The 15725-nt window shown below is 72.9% G+C and carries 14 protein-coding genes; 10 read left to right on the top strand and 4 right to left on the bottom strand.

The window, feature by feature from the left end; all coding sequences use genetic code 11:
• Positions 1-21 precede the first annotated feature (21 nt).
• Together AC0KTA_RS34570 and AC0KTA_RS34565 are read right to left on the bottom strand one after the other, a co-directional pair.
• Positions 22-1071 (bottom strand): LacI family DNA-binding transcriptional regulator, encoded by a 1050-nt coding sequence (locus tag AC0KTA_RS34570; protein WP_481052132.1) that lies wholly within the window; start codon positions 1069-1071, stop codon positions 22-24.
• Positions 1065-2057 carry a substrate-binding domain-containing protein gene (locus tag AC0KTA_RS34565; RefSeq protein WP_481052131.1) on the bottom strand — a complete coding sequence of 331 codons (993 nt, stop codon included), beginning with the start codon at positions 2055-2057 and terminating at the stop codon, positions 1065-1067. Before AC0KTA_RS34565 ends, AC0KTA_RS34570 begins: the two co-directional genes overlap by 7 nt.
• A 211-nt stretch (positions 2058-2268) precedes the next feature.
• Here AC0KTA_RS34565 and AC0KTA_RS34560 point away from each other — a divergent pair, with 211 nt between their 5' ends.
• From AC0KTA_RS34560 to AC0KTA_RS34550, 3 genes are read left to right on the top strand one after another with little or no spacing between them, the layout of a single operon-like run.
• Positions 2269-3315, top strand: coding sequence for an NAD(P)-dependent oxidoreductase (locus AC0KTA_RS34560; RefSeq protein ID WP_481052130.1), 1047 nt, complete (start codon positions 2269-2271; stop codon positions 3313-3315).
• Positions 3312-4550 (top strand): M24 family metallopeptidase, encoded by a 1239-nt coding sequence (locus AC0KTA_RS34555; RefSeq protein WP_481052129.1) that lies wholly within the window; start codon positions 3312-3314, stop codon positions 4548-4550. The genes AC0KTA_RS34560 and AC0KTA_RS34555 overlap by 4 nt, the downstream gene beginning before the upstream one ends.
• A gap of 23 nt (positions 4551-4573) precedes the next feature.
• Positions 4574-6001, top strand: a complete 1428-nt coding sequence (locus AC0KTA_RS34550; RefSeq protein WP_481052128.1) for an NAD-dependent succinate-semialdehyde dehydrogenase — start codon at positions 4574-4576, stop codon at positions 5999-6001.
• A 27-nt stretch (positions 6002-6028) separates the two neighbouring features.
• Here AC0KTA_RS34550 and AC0KTA_RS34545 read toward each other — a convergent pair whose 3' ends face one another.
• Positions 6029-6532, bottom strand: a complete 504-nt coding sequence (locus AC0KTA_RS34545) for a VOC family protein (protein ID WP_481052127.1) — start codon at positions 6530-6532, stop codon at positions 6029-6031.
• 111 nt (positions 6533-6643) lie between these two features.
• Between AC0KTA_RS34545 and AC0KTA_RS34540 the strand changes: the two genes are divergently transcribed.
• The 3 genes from AC0KTA_RS34540 to AC0KTA_RS34530 all read left to right on the top strand — a co-directional run bounded on the left by AC0KTA_RS34540 (position 6644) and on the right by AC0KTA_RS34530 (position 10548).
• On the top strand, positions 6644-8827 hold the full coding sequence (locus AC0KTA_RS34540) for an alpha-ketoacid dehydrogenase subunit alpha/beta (RefSeq protein WP_481052126.1): 2184 nt from the start codon (positions 6644-6646) through the stop codon (positions 8825-8827).
• A gap of 1 nt (position 8828) precedes the next feature.
• Positions 8829-9821, top strand: coding sequence for a dihydrolipoamide acetyltransferase family protein (locus AC0KTA_RS34535; RefSeq protein ID WP_481052125.1), 993 nt, complete (start codon positions 8829-8831; stop codon positions 9819-9821).
• Positions 9822-9960: 139 nt separating this feature from the next.
• Positions 9961-10548 carry a flavin reductase family protein gene (locus AC0KTA_RS34530; protein WP_481052124.1) on the top strand — a complete coding sequence of 196 codons (588 nt, stop codon included), beginning with the start codon at positions 9961-9963 and terminating at the stop codon, positions 10546-10548.
• Here the strand turns inward: AC0KTA_RS34530 and AC0KTA_RS34525 are convergent.
• Complete coding sequence (locus tag AC0KTA_RS34525; RefSeq protein WP_481052123.1) at positions 10473-11258, bottom strand: Crp/Fnr family transcriptional regulator; 786 nt, start codon at positions 11256-11258, stop codon at positions 10473-10475. The genes AC0KTA_RS34530 and AC0KTA_RS34525 overlap by 76 nt on opposite strands.
• A 222-nt stretch (positions 11259-11480) precedes the next feature.
• Here AC0KTA_RS34525 and AC0KTA_RS34520 point away from each other — a divergent pair, with 222 nt between their 5' ends.
• From AC0KTA_RS34520 to AC0KTA_RS34505, 4 genes are read left to right on the top strand one after another with little or no spacing between them, the layout of a single operon-like run.
• Positions 11481-12557: an LLM class flavin-dependent oxidoreductase gene (locus tag AC0KTA_RS34520; protein ID WP_481052122.1), complete on the top strand. Its 1077-nt coding sequence runs from the start codon at positions 11481-11483 to the stop codon at positions 12555-12557.
• Between the two features lies 1 nt (position 12558).
• Positions 12559-13953, top strand: coding sequence for an ABC transporter permease subunit (locus AC0KTA_RS34515; RefSeq protein WP_481052121.1), 1395 nt, complete (start codon positions 12559-12561; stop codon positions 13951-13953).
• Positions 13950-14801, top strand: coding sequence for an ABC transporter permease (locus AC0KTA_RS34510; RefSeq protein ID WP_481052120.1), 852 nt, complete (start codon positions 13950-13952; stop codon positions 14799-14801). The genes AC0KTA_RS34515 and AC0KTA_RS34510 overlap by 4 nt, the downstream gene beginning before the upstream one ends.
• 58 nt (positions 14802-14859) lie before the next feature.
• Entirely contained in the window at positions 14860-15714 is an 855-nt protein-coding gene (locus AC0KTA_RS34505; protein WP_481052119.1) for an ABC transporter ATP-binding protein, read from the top strand.
• Positions 15715-15725: the final 11 nt, after the last annotated feature.

Here is a 15725-nt window from a genome sequence, read left to right as displayed (position 1 = left end):
CCCGGGTCGTACGGACGGGCGCTAACTGCGCGGCGGCGCGGTGGACTCACGTACCACCGCCGTGGACTCACGTACCACCAAAGAAACCGGCAGCAGCAACGAGCGGGCGGGGCGCGCCGGATCGGCCATGCAGTCGAAGAGCATGCGGGCGGCCTCGGCACCCACCGCGTGGTGCGGGACCCGCACCGTGGTGAGCGGAGGTCGAAGGCGTGCCAGGAACGGCATGTCGTTGAAGCCGACGACACTGATGGTGCCGGGGCAGTCGACGCCGCGTTCGGCGAAGACGTCGTAGCAGCCGAGTGCCAGCAGGTCGTTGCCCGCGACCACGGCAGTGAACTCTCTCTGTACGTCGAGGAGTTGACGCATGGCCTGGGCGCCCGACTCCTCGCTCCACTCCTCCGCCTCCGTGCGCAGGCCGGGATCGTCGGCGAGGCCCGCGTCGCGTACCGCGTGCCGGAAAGCGCGGGTCCTGGCGGCGCCCGTGGACGTGCGCGAGGGGCCGCCGACCAGAGCGAGCCGGGTGTGGCCGAGGCCTGCGAGGTGACGGACGGCCTGGGTGATCCCGGAGGTGTCGTCGGGTGTGACGCAGGGGACGTCGAGCCCGTCGACGGACCGGTTGACCAGGACCATGGGGACGCCTTCGGCGTGCAGGGCGCGCAGGTAGGGGTGCTCGCGCAGGGCGGTGGCCACGATCAGCCCGTCCACCTGGCGCGAGCGCAGCGACTCGATCTGTGCGCGTTCACGCTCCGGGTCGCCCCGGGTGTCGACGATCCAGGCGTGGTGGCCCGCCGGTTCGAGCACGCTCTCGATGCCGCGCACGATGGGCGGGAAGTAGGGGTTGGCCAGGTCGGGGACGATCAGGCCGACGGTGTGGGAGCGGGCCGTCTTCAGGCTGCGGGCTATCGGGTTGGGGCGGTACCCGAGTTCCTCGGCGACGCGCAGCACGCGGCGCGCGGTGTCGGCGCCGACCTGGGCGCGGGTGGCCGGGTTGAGGGCGCGGGAGGCCGTGGCCGGGTGGACGCCCGCGGTGTCGGCGACGTCGCGCAGGCGGACGGGGCGGGGCCTCAGCATGCCTGCGGGTCCAGCAGGCCGCGGGCCGGGTCCAGGGCGCCAGCCAAGGAGCCGTCGCCCGGCCGGTACCGCAGGCGCAGACCGAGCACGGTCGCCAGGGCAGGCCGGTCCGCGGCGCCGTCGGGCACCAGGCCCTCGGCGGGGTCGCAGAGCCGTGCGGCGTAGCGGGCGGCGAGGTCGGCGGGCAGGTCGAGGGCCGTGCGCGCCTCGTGCAGGACGAGAGGGTCGAGCACCCGCGAGACGATGAGGCGGGAGGTCTGCGCCAGAGCGGAGGACAGCGCGTGGGCGGCCTCGGCGCGCCGCGGGCCCACGGCCGTGAGCACCGTGCCGAGGTAGGGCCCGCAGACCTCGGCGATCCCGGAAAGACGCACCGCTCCGGCGGCCTCCGCGCGCAGTTCGCTGCCCGCGCCCAGGACGGTCGCCGCGCAGTGGCCGTCGAGGAGCGCGGTGAGGCGCCGAGGGGTCGCGCCCAGGGAGCGGATCTCGTAGTCGCCGTCGACGGCGGACGCCCCAATGCCCGGTATCCCGACGGCGGACGCCCCGGCGCCGGGTGCCTCGCCGCCGGGCGCCCGCATGCCGGGTGCCTTCAGGCCCAGGGATTCCAGCACGGCGTACAGGCCGAAGGCGAACCCCGAATCGGGTACGTCGACACCGACCGCAGCGCCGTGCAGCGGGTCGGCACCGGTGATGCCGGGGCCGGCGTACACGGCGAGGCCGAGCCCGCGGTCGAGGGCCGCGAGGATGCGGGCGTCGCCGGTGCGGCCGAGCGGGTTGTCGCGGACGAAGCGGTAGGCGATGACGTTGTCGGGGCTGGTGAACGCGGCGTCGAGGTCGCCGTCGAACAGGCCGCGGAACTGGTCGGTCGAGGAGCTGACCGGCACTTCGGTGACGGTCAGACCGTGCCGTTCGAGCAATCCGGCCGCGCGCGCCACGCGCAGCAGGACGGACGGGCTGAAGACGCCGACGGTGAGAGAGCGATCGCGCATCTGCGCTCCTGAACTCCGAAGGGAGAGTGAAGGGCGCCCCAGTCCAAGGCGGGGTCCGTACACATGCAATCGATTGTGGAGAGTTCAACTCCTCCATGACTAGGGGGAGGAGCGGGACGAGGCTGAACTTCGCCGCAATCGACTGCCTCCGGTCGAGGACGTCGAGAACGTCGAGAACCAGGACACAGAGGCAGGGCACGAAGGAGGGACCGTGGACACCATCGCACCACCGCACCCGGCCACGGGCTGGATCGGCACGGGCCGCATGGGCTTCGCCATGGCGCGCCGGCTCGTGGAGGCGGGCGTGAACCTGGCTGTCTGGAACCGCACGGCCGCGCGGGCCGCCCCGCTCGCCGGGCACGGCGCGACGGTCGTCGGCTCACCGGCCGAACTGCGCACCCGCGACGTGGTCTTCACCATGGTCTCCACCGAACACGTCCTGGACCAGGTGCTGCTTGGCGACGACGGGCTGCTCGCCGAGCCCGGACAGGCGCCCGGCATGGTCGTGGACTGCTCCACCGTCTCCCCCGAGGCGTCGGCGGCGCTGCGGGCGGCCTGTGCGGACCGCGGCACCGCGTTCCTTGCCGCGCCGGTCAGCGGCAACGCGAAGGTGGTCGAGGCGGGCCGCCTCGGCTTCGTCGTGTCCGGTCCCGAGGCGACGTACCGTCAAGTGGCCCCGCTGCTGGGGCTGATCGGTCGCTCCGTGACGTATGCCGGAGAGGGCGACAGTGCGCGCCTGGTGAAGGTCGCGCACAATCTGGTGCTCGGCGTCCTCGCCCAGGCGCTCGCCGAGACTGCTGTGCTCGCCGAGAAGGGCGGCGTCTCGCGCCGCGCCTATCTTCAGTTCCTCAACGACAGCGTGGTCGGCTCGGCGTTCACCAGATACAAGACTCCGGCGCTGGTGCGGCTCGACTACACGCCGACGTTCACGCCGGTGCTCCTGCGCAAGGACTTCGACCTGGGGCTCACGGCGGGGCGCGAGCTCGGCGTGCCGCTGCCGCTCGCGTCGGCGACCGCTCAGCTCGTGCAGGCGTGCGTGAGTTCCGGCCGGGCAGCGGAGGACTTCGCCGTGCTCCTCGATCTCCAGGCGGCCGCGTCCGGCCTGGAGCTCAAGCCCGAGGACGGTGAGGTCGACGACGGCCTGCCGGACGCGGGCATCGACGCGGGTGCGGGCGCAGGCACCAACGCCGACGCAGGTGCGGGCGCCGACGTGCGAGCAGACGCGGGCCCCGGCACGCGCCCGGACGCCGACGCATGACCGCGCCCCTCGCCGCCCCCGGCCACATGAGCGTCGACTACGAACAGCGCGTCGACTTCGACCGCCTGCGCCGCCACCGCCTCGGCCGCGCCCGCGCGGCTCTCGACGCCTCCGACTGCGGGTCGTTCCTCCTCTTCGACTTCTACAACATCCGCTATACGACGTCGACGTGGATCGGGGGTGCACTCGGCGACAAGATGACGCGGTACGCCCTCCTGACCCGCGGCGGCGAGCCCCGCCTGTGGGACTTCGGGTCGGCCGCCCGCCACCACCGCCTGCACAGCCCCTGGCTCGCCCCGGACCGCTGCCACGCCGGCATGCTGGGCCTGCGCGGCGCCATCGCCCCCGGCGCCGGGCTGATGCGCGCCGCCGTACGCGAGATCAAGGGGCTCCTGGAGGACGCGGGCCTGGCCGGGGAGCCGGTCGGGGTGGACCTCGTCGAGCCGCCGTTCCTCTTCGAGATGCAGCGCCAGGGGCTGCGCGTCACCGACGCGCAGCAGCACATGCTCGACGCCCGCGAGATCAAGTCGCCCGACGAGATCACGCTGCTCACCCAGGCGGCGGCCATGGTGGACGGCGTCTACCAGGACGTGGTGGAGGCGCTCAAGCCCGGCGTGCGCGAGAACGAGATCGTCGCGTTCGTCAACCAGCGGCTGTACGCGGCGGGTTCGGACCAGGTCGAGGCCGTCAACGCGGTCAGCGGCGAGCGCTGCAATCCGCATCCGCACAACTTCTCCGACCGCCTCATCCGCCCCGGCGACCAGGCCTTCTTCGACATCATCCACTCCTACAACGGCTATCGGACCTGCTACTACCGCACGTTCGCGGTGGGCGGCTCCACGGCCGCGCAGCGCGACGCCTACGCCCGTGCGCGGGAGTGGATGGACCGCGCGATCGCGGCCGTGAAGCCGGGCGCCGGCACCGATGAGATCGCGCGGCTCTGGCCGGCGGCGACGGAGTTCGGTTTCGAGGACGAAATGGCCGCGTTCGGGCTGCAGTTCGGGCATGGGCTCGGTCTCGGCCTGCACGAGCGGCCGGTGATCTCGCGCCTCAACAGCCCGCGCGAGCCGTTGGAGCTGAAGCCCGGCATGGTCTTCGCCCTGGAGACGTACTGCCCGGCCGACGACGGCTTCTCCGCGGCGCGCATCGAGGAGGAGGTCGTGGTCACGGAGGACGGGGCCCGGGTCCTGACGCTGTTCCCGGCGGGCGATCTGGTGGTCGCCAACGCCTACTGACTTCACCCTCGCAGGAGGCCCCCATGCACACCGACATCCACATAGGCGGCCGCCCCGCCCCGGCAGCCGACGGTGGCCGCTTCCCCGTGCACGACCCCGCCACCGGCGCCGTCGTCGCCGAGGTCGCCGACGGAGGCGTCGACGACGCGCTGCGGGCGGTGGACGCGGCGTACGAAGCGGCCGGGCACTGGGCCGCGACACCGCCCCGCAGCCGCTCCGAACTCCTGCTGTGTGCCTTCGACTTGATGAAGGCTCAGGAAGACGAACTGGCCCGGCTCATCACCCGCGAGAGCGGCAAGGCCCTGACCGACGCCCGTGCCGAAGTCACCTACGCCGCCGAGTTCTTCCGCTGGTACGCCGAGGAGGCGGTGCGCGCCACCGGGTCCTTGACGACCGCCCCGTCCGGCAGTCACCACATCCTCGTACGACACCGGCCCGTCGGGGTGTGCGTACTTGTGACGCCGTGGAACTTCCCGGCCGCCATGGTCACCCGCAAGATCGCCCCGGCGCTCGCGGCCGGATGCACGGTGGTCCTCAAACCCGCCGGTGACACGCCTCTCACCGCTCTGTACGTCGCCACGCTGCTCGAAGCAGCGGGAGTCCCACCGGGCGTGGTCAACGTGGTGCCCGCCCGCCGTTCGGGGAAGGTCGTCTCCGCGCTGCTGCACGATCCGCGTGTCCGCAAGCTCTCCTTCACCGGTTCGACCGAGGTCGGCCGGGTGCTGCTGCGCGAGGCGGCCGACCGGGTCGTCAACGTCTCGATGGAGCTGGGCGGCAACGCCCCCTTCCTGGTCTTCGCGGACGCCGACCTGGCCGCCGCCGTCGAGGGCGCGCTGGTCGCGAAGATGCGGAACGCGGGTGCGGCGTGCACCGCGGCCAATCGGTTCTACGTCCAGGCCCCGGTCGCCGAGGAGTTCGGCCGTCGCCTCGCCGGACGGATGTCCGCGTTGACCGTGGGTCCCGGCTCAGATCCGGGCACGGACGTGGGGCCGCTGGTCAACGCGGCGGCGGTCGACAAGGTGGACCGCCTCGTGCGGGCCGCGTTGGGGGGCGGCGCCACGTCACTGACGGGCGGGGCCCGTTCGAGTGGCCCGGGCTGTTTCTATCCGCCGACCGTCCTGTCGGGCATCCGCCCGGACGATCCGATCCTGCGCGAGGAACTCTTCGGGCCCGTCGCCCCGATCGTCGCCTTCGAGTCCGAGGAGGAGGCCGTGAGCTGCGCCAACTCCACGGATATGGGACTGGTTTCGTACGTGTACACCGGTGATCTCGCCCGTGGCCTGCGGCTCGCGGAGCGCCTCGAATCCGGCATGGTCGGCGTGAACCGGGGCCTGGTGAGCGATCCGGCCGCGCCCTTCGGCGGCATCAAGCAGAGCGGCATCGGCCGGGAGGGCGGGCACGAAGGACTGCTCGACTACCTGGAGGCGACGTATGTGGCTGTCGACTGGTGAACCGTGAACTCGCGGTCGAGCAGGGACTCACTCCTCCCCCGCACGGAAGAAGGCCTTCCCGCCCGGATACGACACCAGCTCGAACTGCATGCCCCACGGCGCGAGGAAGTAGACCCAGCGCTGCCCCTCGCTCGGCCCCCGGCTGACCGTCGGCCCGCCCTGCACCCGCACTCCCCTGTCGCGCAGATACGCGACGGCGGCGTCCAGGTCGTCGACGTACAGAGCCACATGGTGGCCGCCCACATCGCTGTTGCGCGGCACCGTCTCTCGGCGGTCCGGGGCCTCGTACGCGAAGACCTCGAAGACGGCCTGCTCGCCGCAGCGGAAGAAGTGCAGCCGCCGCATCACGGCACGCGGGTGGACGTTCAGGTGCCGGGTCATCCAGTCGCCCTCGTCGTCGCGGAACGGCCCGAGCGAGTACAGATACACGCACCCCAGCACGTCGACGAGGAACTCACGCGCCTCGTCGAGGTCGGGGACGGTGAAGCCGATGTGGTCGAGGCGGGCAAGGCCCGGGATCCCGTCGCTCATCTCGCACACTCCTCGAAGCTCTTTCGGTGGTCTCAGCGGTCTCAACCCCCGTTGCCGACCGTCACGTTGATCGAAGGTCCCCGCCCACCGCAATCGACTGTGGAGAATGCCATGACCGCTCAGCGCCGCCTGGAACAAGCGGCACCCTGGACCGAGATCACGACGACCGACGCCGACTGGGACGCGGCCGACCCCGCCCTGCTCACCACGGTGCTCGGGCATCTGCTCCTCATCCGCGCCTTCGAGGAGTACGTCCTCGAACTGGCCGGGGCCGGGCTCGTGCACGGCCCGGCGCACTCCAGCATCGGCCAGGAGGGCGGCGCCGTCGGCTCCGTACTGCCGCTGACCAGCCAGGACACGGTGAACGGCGCGCATCGGGGCCATCACCAGTTCCTGGCCAAGGCACTCGGCCACCTCGAACCCAAGGGCATCGATCCGCGCTCGGAGGTCTCCGCGGACGTACGGACGCTGCTGCTGCGCACCCTCGCCGAGATCTGCGGCCTCGACCGGGGCTTCAGCCACGGGCGCGGCGGGTCGATGCATCTGCGGTGGGCCGAGGCGGGGGCGATCGGCACCAACGCCATCGTCGGCGGCGGCGTGCCGATCGCGGCGGGCTCCGCGTGGGCGCACCGGCAGGCGGGGACGGACGCGGTGGCGGTGACGTACTTCGGAGACGGGGCGGTCAACATCGGCTCGACCCTGGAGACCTTCAATCTCGCGGCGGCCTGGCGGCTGCCCCTCTGCTTCTTCGTCGAGAACAACCGGTACGCGGTGTCCACGTCGGTCGAGGAGGCCACCGGCGAACCGCGCCTGTCCGCGCGCGGCCCCGGCTTCGGCATTCCCAGTTGGAAGGTGGACGGCATGGACCCGCTCGCGGTGCATTGCACGATGCGGGCGGCGCTCGACCACATGCGGGCCGGGCTCGGCCCGACACTCATCGAGGCCGACGTGTACCGCTACTTCCACCAGAACGGCGCCTTTCCGGGGAGCGCGTTCGGCTACCGGAGCAAGGAGGAGGAGCGGGCGTGGCGGGAGCGGGATCCGGTGGCGCGGGTGGCGGGGCACCTCGAGCGGCGCGGCCTGTTCAGCGCCGAGCAGGTGAAGGAGTGCGGCTCGCGTGCCGCCGCGCTGATGGCAGAGCTCGGCGGCACGCTCCTGGAGCCGGTGCCCGGCGGCCGCGCGGGGCAGCGGCGCATACGGCCCGCCGAGTGGCCCGCCGCGTCCTTCGCCGACGTGGGCGTGCGCGGGGACCTGTCGGAGTTCGAGGGAGCGCGATACGTCGAGGCCGACACGTTCACCGGCACCCTCGCCGAGACGCGGTTCGTCGACGCGGTCGCCACCGTCATGGCCCGCCGCATGCGGGACGACGCGTCCGTCGTCGTGCTCGGCGAGGACGTGCACCGCCTCAAAGGGGGCACGAACGGCGCGACGCGCGGCCTCAAGGAGGCATTCCCCGACCGGGTCCTCGGGACCCCGATCTGCGAGAACGCCTTCAGCGGCGCCGCGGGCGGCATCGCGCTCGACGGGCGCTTCAGGCCGGTCGTCGAGTTCATGTACGCGGACTTCATGTGGGTCGCGGCGGATCAGCTCTTCAACCAGATAGGCAAGGTCCGGCACATGTTCGGCGGCACGGCCGCCGTCCCCCTGGTCCTGCGCAGCAAGGTCGCCGCCGGCACGGGCTACGGCTCCCAGCACTCCATGGACCCGGCGGGCATCCTCGCCACTGCCCCCGGCTGGCGCATCGCCGCGCCCTCGACCCCCTTCGACTACGTCGGCCTGATGAACAGCGCGCTGCGCTGCCAGGACCCGGTGGTGGTCCTCGAACACGTCGATCTGTACGGGACGCGGGGCCCCGCTCCCGTCGACGACTGGGACTACTGCGTGCCCGTCGGCAGGGCCGCCGTCCGGCGCGTGGGCGCGGGGGTGACCGTGCTCAGCTATCTCGCGATGACGGGGTGCGTGCTGCGTGCCGTCGAATCGCTGGACGGTGCCGTGGACGCCGAGGTGGTCGACCTGCGCTGGCTCGACCGGGCGAGCTTCGACTGGGACACCGTCGGCGAGAGCGTACGCAAGACCGGCGCCGTGCTCATCGCCGAGCAGGGTGCCGCGGGCACGTCGTACGGAGGCTGGCTCGCGGACGAGATCCAGCGCCGCTTCTTCGACTGGCTCGACCATCCCGTGCAGCGCCTCACCGGCGGCGAGGCCTCCCCCAGCATCAGCGCGGCCCTGGAGCGCGCGGCGCTCGCGGGCGAGGCAGAGGTCGCCGCCAAGCTGACCGAGATGGCGAGGGCCTGAGATGGCACGCGTGCTGCGGATGCCGGAGGTCGCGGCGGGCGCCACGGAGGCGGTGCTGCTCGTGGTGCTGGGGGCGGAGGGGGCCGTGGGTGAGGGCGAGGGCGGGAGCATCGCTGCTGCGGACCGCAGGGTCTTCAGCAGTCCGCTCGCCCGGCGCCTCGCCCGCGAGGCCGGCCTCGCGCCCGAGGAGATTCCCGGCACGGGTCCGGGCGGCCGTGTCGTACGCCGCGACGTCCTCGCGGCGATCGCCCGCGACAAGGCGACGGCGGACGTCGACGGCGGCGGCGACAGCGACAGGGCGGACGTGCACCGGGAGGGGGCGAGCGGGGCCCGCCGCGCCATGGCCACCCGGCTCGTCGAGAGCAAACGCTCCGCGCCCCACTTCTACGTACGCGGCTCCGCTCGCGTCGGCGAACTCCTCGCACTGCGACGCCGCCTGAACGAGTACGCCGGCCGGGACGGCGGCACCCCGCACATCTCCGTCAATGACCTCCTCGTCAAGGCGGCCGCCCTGGCCCACCGCGCGGTGCCCGCGATGAACGTCGTCTGGACCGACGACGCCGTGTGCGCGTACGAGAGCGTGGACGTGGCGATCGCCGTGACGACGGACAGCGGACTCGTCACGCCCGTGCTGCGCGCGGCCGACCGGCTGCCGCTGACGGCACTCGCCGGGGCCGCCGCCGACCTCGCCGCGCGCGCCCGCACCGGTCGGCTGCGTCCGCACGAACTCGTGGGCGGAACCCTGACGTTGACCAACCTCGGCGGGTACGGGGTCGAGGAGTTCACCGCCGTCATCAACCCTCCGCAGGCGGCGATCCTCGCGGTGGGAGCCTCCCGGGACGAAGCCGTAGTCGTCGACGGCCTGGTGCGGGCCGAACCCGTGCTCCGCGCGACCTTGTCCGTGGACCACCGCTCGATCGACGGCCCAGGGGCAGCTCAGTGGATGCGGGAGTTCACCTCGTACCTGGAGCAGCCATTGCGACTCCTCATGTGAGACCGCCGGGGAACTCCCGTGCACTCACGCACAGTTCACGCCCCCACCCTGTGGCGAGTTCCACAGCCCCGGCCGCCGTCCGCGCCCGCCGCGCACGCTGAAGGCACCCACCCGCTCCCGCCCCTCCCTGGAGGCCCCGGTGCCGAACGCCCCCTCCCAGCCCCCGCCGACCGCGGCACACGGCGGGCGCCGCGGCGTACCCCCCGACCTGTTCCGCCCCCTCGCCGGCGCGCTCCCCACCGGTGTCTGCGTCGTCACCGGCCTGGGCGCCTCCGGCACGCCCGCGGGCATGACGTCCGGCGCCGTCTGCTCGCTGTCGTGCGAGCCGCCGCTGATGCTGGTCTGCATGGGCAAGGAGTCCCGCACGCTGGCCGCCGTCCTCGGCCACGGCGCGTTCTGCGTGAACGTTCTCGCGGCCGACGCCACCGCCCTGTCCCGCCGCTTCTCGCGGCAGGGCCCGGACAAGTTCACCGGCGTCGCCTGGCGCCCCGCGCGCAACGGCACGCCGGTCCTGACCGAGGGCATCGTCGCGTACATCTCGTGCGAGCTGTTGCGCACCGTGGACGGCGGCGACCACACCGTCGCCATCGGCCTCGTCGTCGAAGGTGACCACCGGCCCGGCGCCGCGCCGCTCCTCTACCACCGCAGGCGCTACGCGGGTTTCCCACCGGAGTCACCGGGCTCAGCGGACCTGGCGACGGCGCCACCGGAACCACCCGGCCCCTGACGGGCCTCCTTCCGCAGCTCTCCCTCATCGGTGATCAGAACCGCCCGGCTGCGCACGCGCACCAGCCGCCGCTCGGCGAACCCCGTGAGCACCCGGTTCACGCTGCCGCGCGAGACCCCCGCGTGGAGGGCGAGCTGGGACTGGGTGAGCCCGTGCCGTACGAGGAGACCGGCCTCCGTCCGCTCGCCGAAGCGGGTCGACAGTTCCAGGAGGGTCCTGGCGAGGCGTGTCGGCAGGTCGGTGGCCAGCAGCGTCTCGGTGGCGGCGTGCGCGCCCCGCAGCCTGCGGGCCAGCAGGCCGAGCAGTTGCCAGGCCGCGTCCGGCTCCGCCGCGAGGACGGCGCGCAGCCGCGCCGAGCCGATGCGCAGCAGCTCCGTCCCGGTCAGTGCGCGGGCCGTGGCACCGCGCGGCGAGGGGTCGAACACCGTCAGCTCGCCGAACACGTCGCCGGGACCCAGCAGCGCCGGGGCGAACTCCCGGGCCCCCTCGGCACGGCGTTCGAGCCGCACCCGGCCACGTACCACCACGAACAGCGCGTCACCGGGATCCCCCGGGCCGAACACCACCGCGTCCCGGGGCAGTTGGAGACGCCGTGCGGCAGCGGCGAGGCGGCGCGAGGCGCTCGCCGAGAGACCGGAGATCCTCAACTCGCCCACCCGCACCGGCGGTTCCGCCTCCGCTGCCATGTCGCTCGCCTCCGTGGCGGACACGCCCCAGCACCTCCGTGGCGGACGCGCCCCGGCCCGCATCGTCACCCGTGCCATGCCCACCCCGCCCGCCCGCCACGGCCCCACGTTACGAACTCCACAACCACATTGACCGCCACCGGGCACCCTCACAAAACTGCTCGGCACTCGGCAGGTCCGGCGGACCCGTGGCCCAGCGGCCCAGCGGCCCCGGCAGGCGGCCCGACCGCTCCGAAGGAGCCCCGCATGCGCTTCTCGATCTATCTCAACGCCCAGACCCTCGGCCCGCACGAGGACGTGGGCATCGTCGAGACCCTGACCCGGCAGGCGGTGGAGGCCACCGACGCGGGCTTCGACGGCGTCGTCCTCACCGAGCACCACTTCTCCGGCTACAACACCTACGGCGACAACTTCATGTACGCGGCGCATCTCGCGCCGCGGGTCCGGGAGGGCGTCAAGTTCTGCCTGGCGGTGGCCGTGCCGCCGCTGCACAATCCGATGCGGCTCGCGCAGCAGTGCAATCTGCTCGACATCCTCACCCGGGGCGAGCTGATCGTCGGGTTCGCGGCGGGCGGCTCGCCCGTGGAGTACGCGGGCATGGGGCGCGACCCGGGCGAGCGGCACGCACAGCTGACGCAGAACCTGGGCATCCTCGAGGCGGCCCTCGCCAAGCGCCCCGACGATCCGCCCCTGGAGTGGAAGAGCGCCTTCGAGCACGGCACCCTGCACACCCGCATCATGCCGTCCGCGTACCACCGCACGGCGCCGCCCTTCGCCCGCGCCACTCAGAGCGACGACGGCGCGCGGTGGACCGGGGACAAGGGCTGGTATCTGTTCTCCGCCCGCGAGAAGCCCGATCGGCTCGCCGCCCGCTGGCGGGTGTACGAGCAGGCGCTGCGCGGCGCCGAAACCGCCCTGACCGAGGGCGAGGTCCAGGAGCGGCTGGACTGGAGCATGGTGCAGAAGCAGGTGTACGTCGCCGGCTCCGCCGAGCGTGCCGAGCGCGAGACCCGTGAGCGGCTCGTCCTCATGGGCGAGAGCCAGCGCCGCAGCTTCGGGGCCGTACGGAATCTGCGCGACGCCGAGCACATGAAGAGCGTGGTCGGCGTGTCCCCGCAGGCCCCCGACGCCTTCCTCGAACACGCCATGGTCGTCGGTGATCCGGAGTCGGTGCGCGAGCAGATCCGTACGTACGAGGACGCCGGTGTCCGGCACATGGGTCTGCTGTTCAACTACGGCTTCATGGACGCCGGTACGTCCGACCGCTCCCTGCGCCTGTTCATCGACGAGGTCCTGCCCGCGTTCGCCGCCGGGCGGGGCTGACATGGACTCGTCGACCGCCGTGGACGCGGGTCTGCTCGCCCTCCGCCTCGCCGTCGCCGCGATCATCGTCTATCACGGCACCGAGAAGCTCTTCGGCTGGTGGGGAGCCGAAGGCCTGGACGGCGCGGCCGCGTTCTTCGCCCGCGTCGGCTACCGGCCGCCGCGCATGATGGCCGCGACGGCGGGCCTGTCGGAGACGGCGGGCGGCGTGCTCCTCGCCCTGGGCGCCCTCACACCGCTCGCCACCGCCGCGCTCATCGGTACGTTCGTGAACATCCTGCTGCTGCATGTGCGCGGCGGCCTCTCGCGCAGGCGCGGCGGATTCGAGTACGAGCTGGTGCTGCTCGCGGCCGCGTGCTGCGTCGCGCTGGCGGGTCCCGGCGCCTGGTCCGTCGACGCACTCGTGGGCGTGCGGGGGGACTTCAGCGGGTGGGGGTGGGTGTCGGTCGCGGCCGGGGTGGTGTGCGGGGTGGCCGTGTCGGCGACCCGTCGGCGTGGCGGAGGGGGCGGCCCTCCGGACGGGAAAGGTGAGACCGGTGGCACACGGTCGGCGAGCGGGGGCGAGGAGGCCTCCGCCGCGCACCGGCCGGACGGGGATGCCCCTGCCCACCGCGCTTCCGCTGCCCGGCAGCGCCTGGCCCCCTTCGGGCGCGGACTCGTCGGTGCCGCCGTCCTCGCCCTGGGCTTCGAGGGCTTCGCACGACTCGGCCTGATCGACCGTCAACTCCTGCCGCCGTCCAGTGTGATCCTGCCGGAGGCCGCGCGCATGCTCGCCGATCCGGAGTTCCTCGGCGAGGTGGCGCACACCCTGCGCGCCGTGCTCACCGGTGTCGGTCTGGCCTGCGCGGTGGCCGTGCCCGCGGGGCTGCTGCTCGGCTCGTACGCCCTGCTCACCAAGGCGTTGACGCCCATCGTGGAGTCGCTGCGCTCGGTGCCGGGGATCGCCATCATCCCGCTGCTCGTGCTGGTCCTCGGCCAGGGCATGCGCATGGAGGCGACGCTCGTCGCCTTCGTCACCACGTGGCCGCTGCTCTTCAACACCATGTACGGAGTGCGGGGAGCAGACCGCGTGGCCGTGGAGACCGCCCGCAGCTTCCGCGTCGGCACGCTCGCCACCTGGTGGCGCGTGGTCCTGCCCGGCGCGCTGCCGCTGATCCTCACCGGCCTGCGCCTGGCCCTGTCCACCGGACTGACCGTGGCCATCGCCTCCGAGATCGCCGTCGGCACGCAGCACGGCATCGGGCACACCGTCCTCGCCGCGACCCACGCGGGCTTCCACGCGGACCGGGTCTTCGCGGCCGTGACCGTCGCCGGTCTCCTCGGCTTCCTGCTCAACTCCCTGACGAGCGCCGCCTCCAGGCGCCTGACGGGCTGGGACACCAGGGAGGCCTCATGATGGCCGTCCTGGCCTCGGCCGCGACCCGGCTTCCCGAGCACGTCGTACGCCGGATCCTCGGCGTCGTCGGCGGCGTGCTGATCCGCGTCGTCCCGGCCCTGATCGCCGTCCTGCTGTGGCAGTGGGCCGCGGCCGCCGAACAGTCGCCCTACTTTCCCACCCCAGCCGACATCGCCGTACGCGTACGGGAGTTGTGGTTCTCCGCTCCGCTCGCTGACGGCGTGCTCACCGATCGCTTCCTGCGGGACGCCGGGCCCAGTGTGCTGCGCGCGCTCGGCGGCTGGGCGCTCGGCGGGGCCGCCGGCGTGCTGCTCGGCCTGGTGGCCGGGCAGTGGAAGCGGGCCGCCGGATACATCGACCCGCCCGTCGACTTTCTGCGCTCGCTGCCGAAACCGGCGATCGTCCCGGTGTTCCTGCTGGTCTTCGGCGCGGGCGACCTGATGAGGGTCGGGCTCATCGCGTTCGGCTGCACCTGGCCGGTGCTGCTCAACACCCTGCAGGGCGTACGGTCCGTCGAGCCCGTGCAGCGCGAGACCGCCCGCGCCTTCCACATTCCGGTGCGCGTCCAACTGGTCCGCATCATCGTCCCGGCCGCGCTGCCCAAGATCGCCGCGGGCCTGCGGATCACGCTGTCGCTCTCGCTGATCCTGATGGTCCTGTCCGAGTGGCTGCTGGCCGACAGCGGTCTCGGGAACTTCCTGATCACGGCGCAGCGCACCTTCGACATCCTCGACATGTGGGCGGCCATCGTGCTGCTCGGCCTCGTCGGCTATCTGCTCAACCTGCTGTTCGTGGCGGCCGAGAAGTGGCTGCTGCGCTGGCACCGCCATCTCTCCGCACGCGGCTGAGCCGTTGCGAGCCATCCCCTCCGGGTCCGACAGGAAACTCCGACAGGAAAGGACGACCGTGAGCGCAGTGGAGGTCAGGGACCTGACCAAGGAGTACGGCAAAGGGGCGTCGGCGCACACCGCCCTGCGCGGGGTGTCCTTCGAAGTGGTGGAGGGCGAACTGCTGTCCGTGGTCGGCCCGTCGGGCTGCGGCAAGACCACGCTGCTGAAGTGCGTCGCCGGGCTGATGCCCGCGACCTCCGGCACGGCACGGGTGCTCGGGCAGGTGGCCGACGGCGTGCCGGACGGGCTCGCCGTCGTCTTCCAGGACTACAGCCGGTCCCTGTTCCCGTGGATGCGAGTGGGCCGCAACGTCGACTTCCCGCTGCGCTCGCTGGGCCTGCGCACGGCCGAGCGCCGGGAGCGCGTGGCCCTGGCCCTGGAGTCGGTGGGGCTCGCGGACAAGGCCGACCGGTATCCGTGGCAGCTCTCGGGCGGCATGCAGCAGCGCGTGGCGATCGCCCGCGCGCTGGCGTACCGGCCGCGGGTCCTGCTGATGGACGAGCCGTTCGCCTCCGTCGACGCGCAGACCCGGGCGGGCCTCGAGGACCTGACCCGGCGGGTCCACCAGGAGTCCAGGATGACGATCCTCTTCGTCACCCACGACATCGACGAATCCGTGTACCTCGCCGACCGGGTCCTGGTGCTGAGCCGCTCCCCCGGCGGCGTCCTCACCGAAATGGACGTCGAACTGCCCGCCGTGCGCGACCAGATCACGACGCGGTCGCTGCCGGAGTTCGTACGCCAGCGGAGCCTGGTCGCCCAGCACATCCGCGCGGCGTCCGGCGAGGCCGCCGTGGTCGGCACTCCGGCCGCCGACCATCCTGCCCCGTCCGACTCCGCCGACCCCCAACCCGCGGCGGCCAACGGCTGACTCACCGCAGA

The sequence above is a fragment of the Streptomyces sp. Y309 genome, assembly GCF_056712025.1.
The sequence above is the reverse complement of the archived record's forward strand: the minus strand, read 5'-3'. Positions and strand labels throughout refer to the sequence as shown.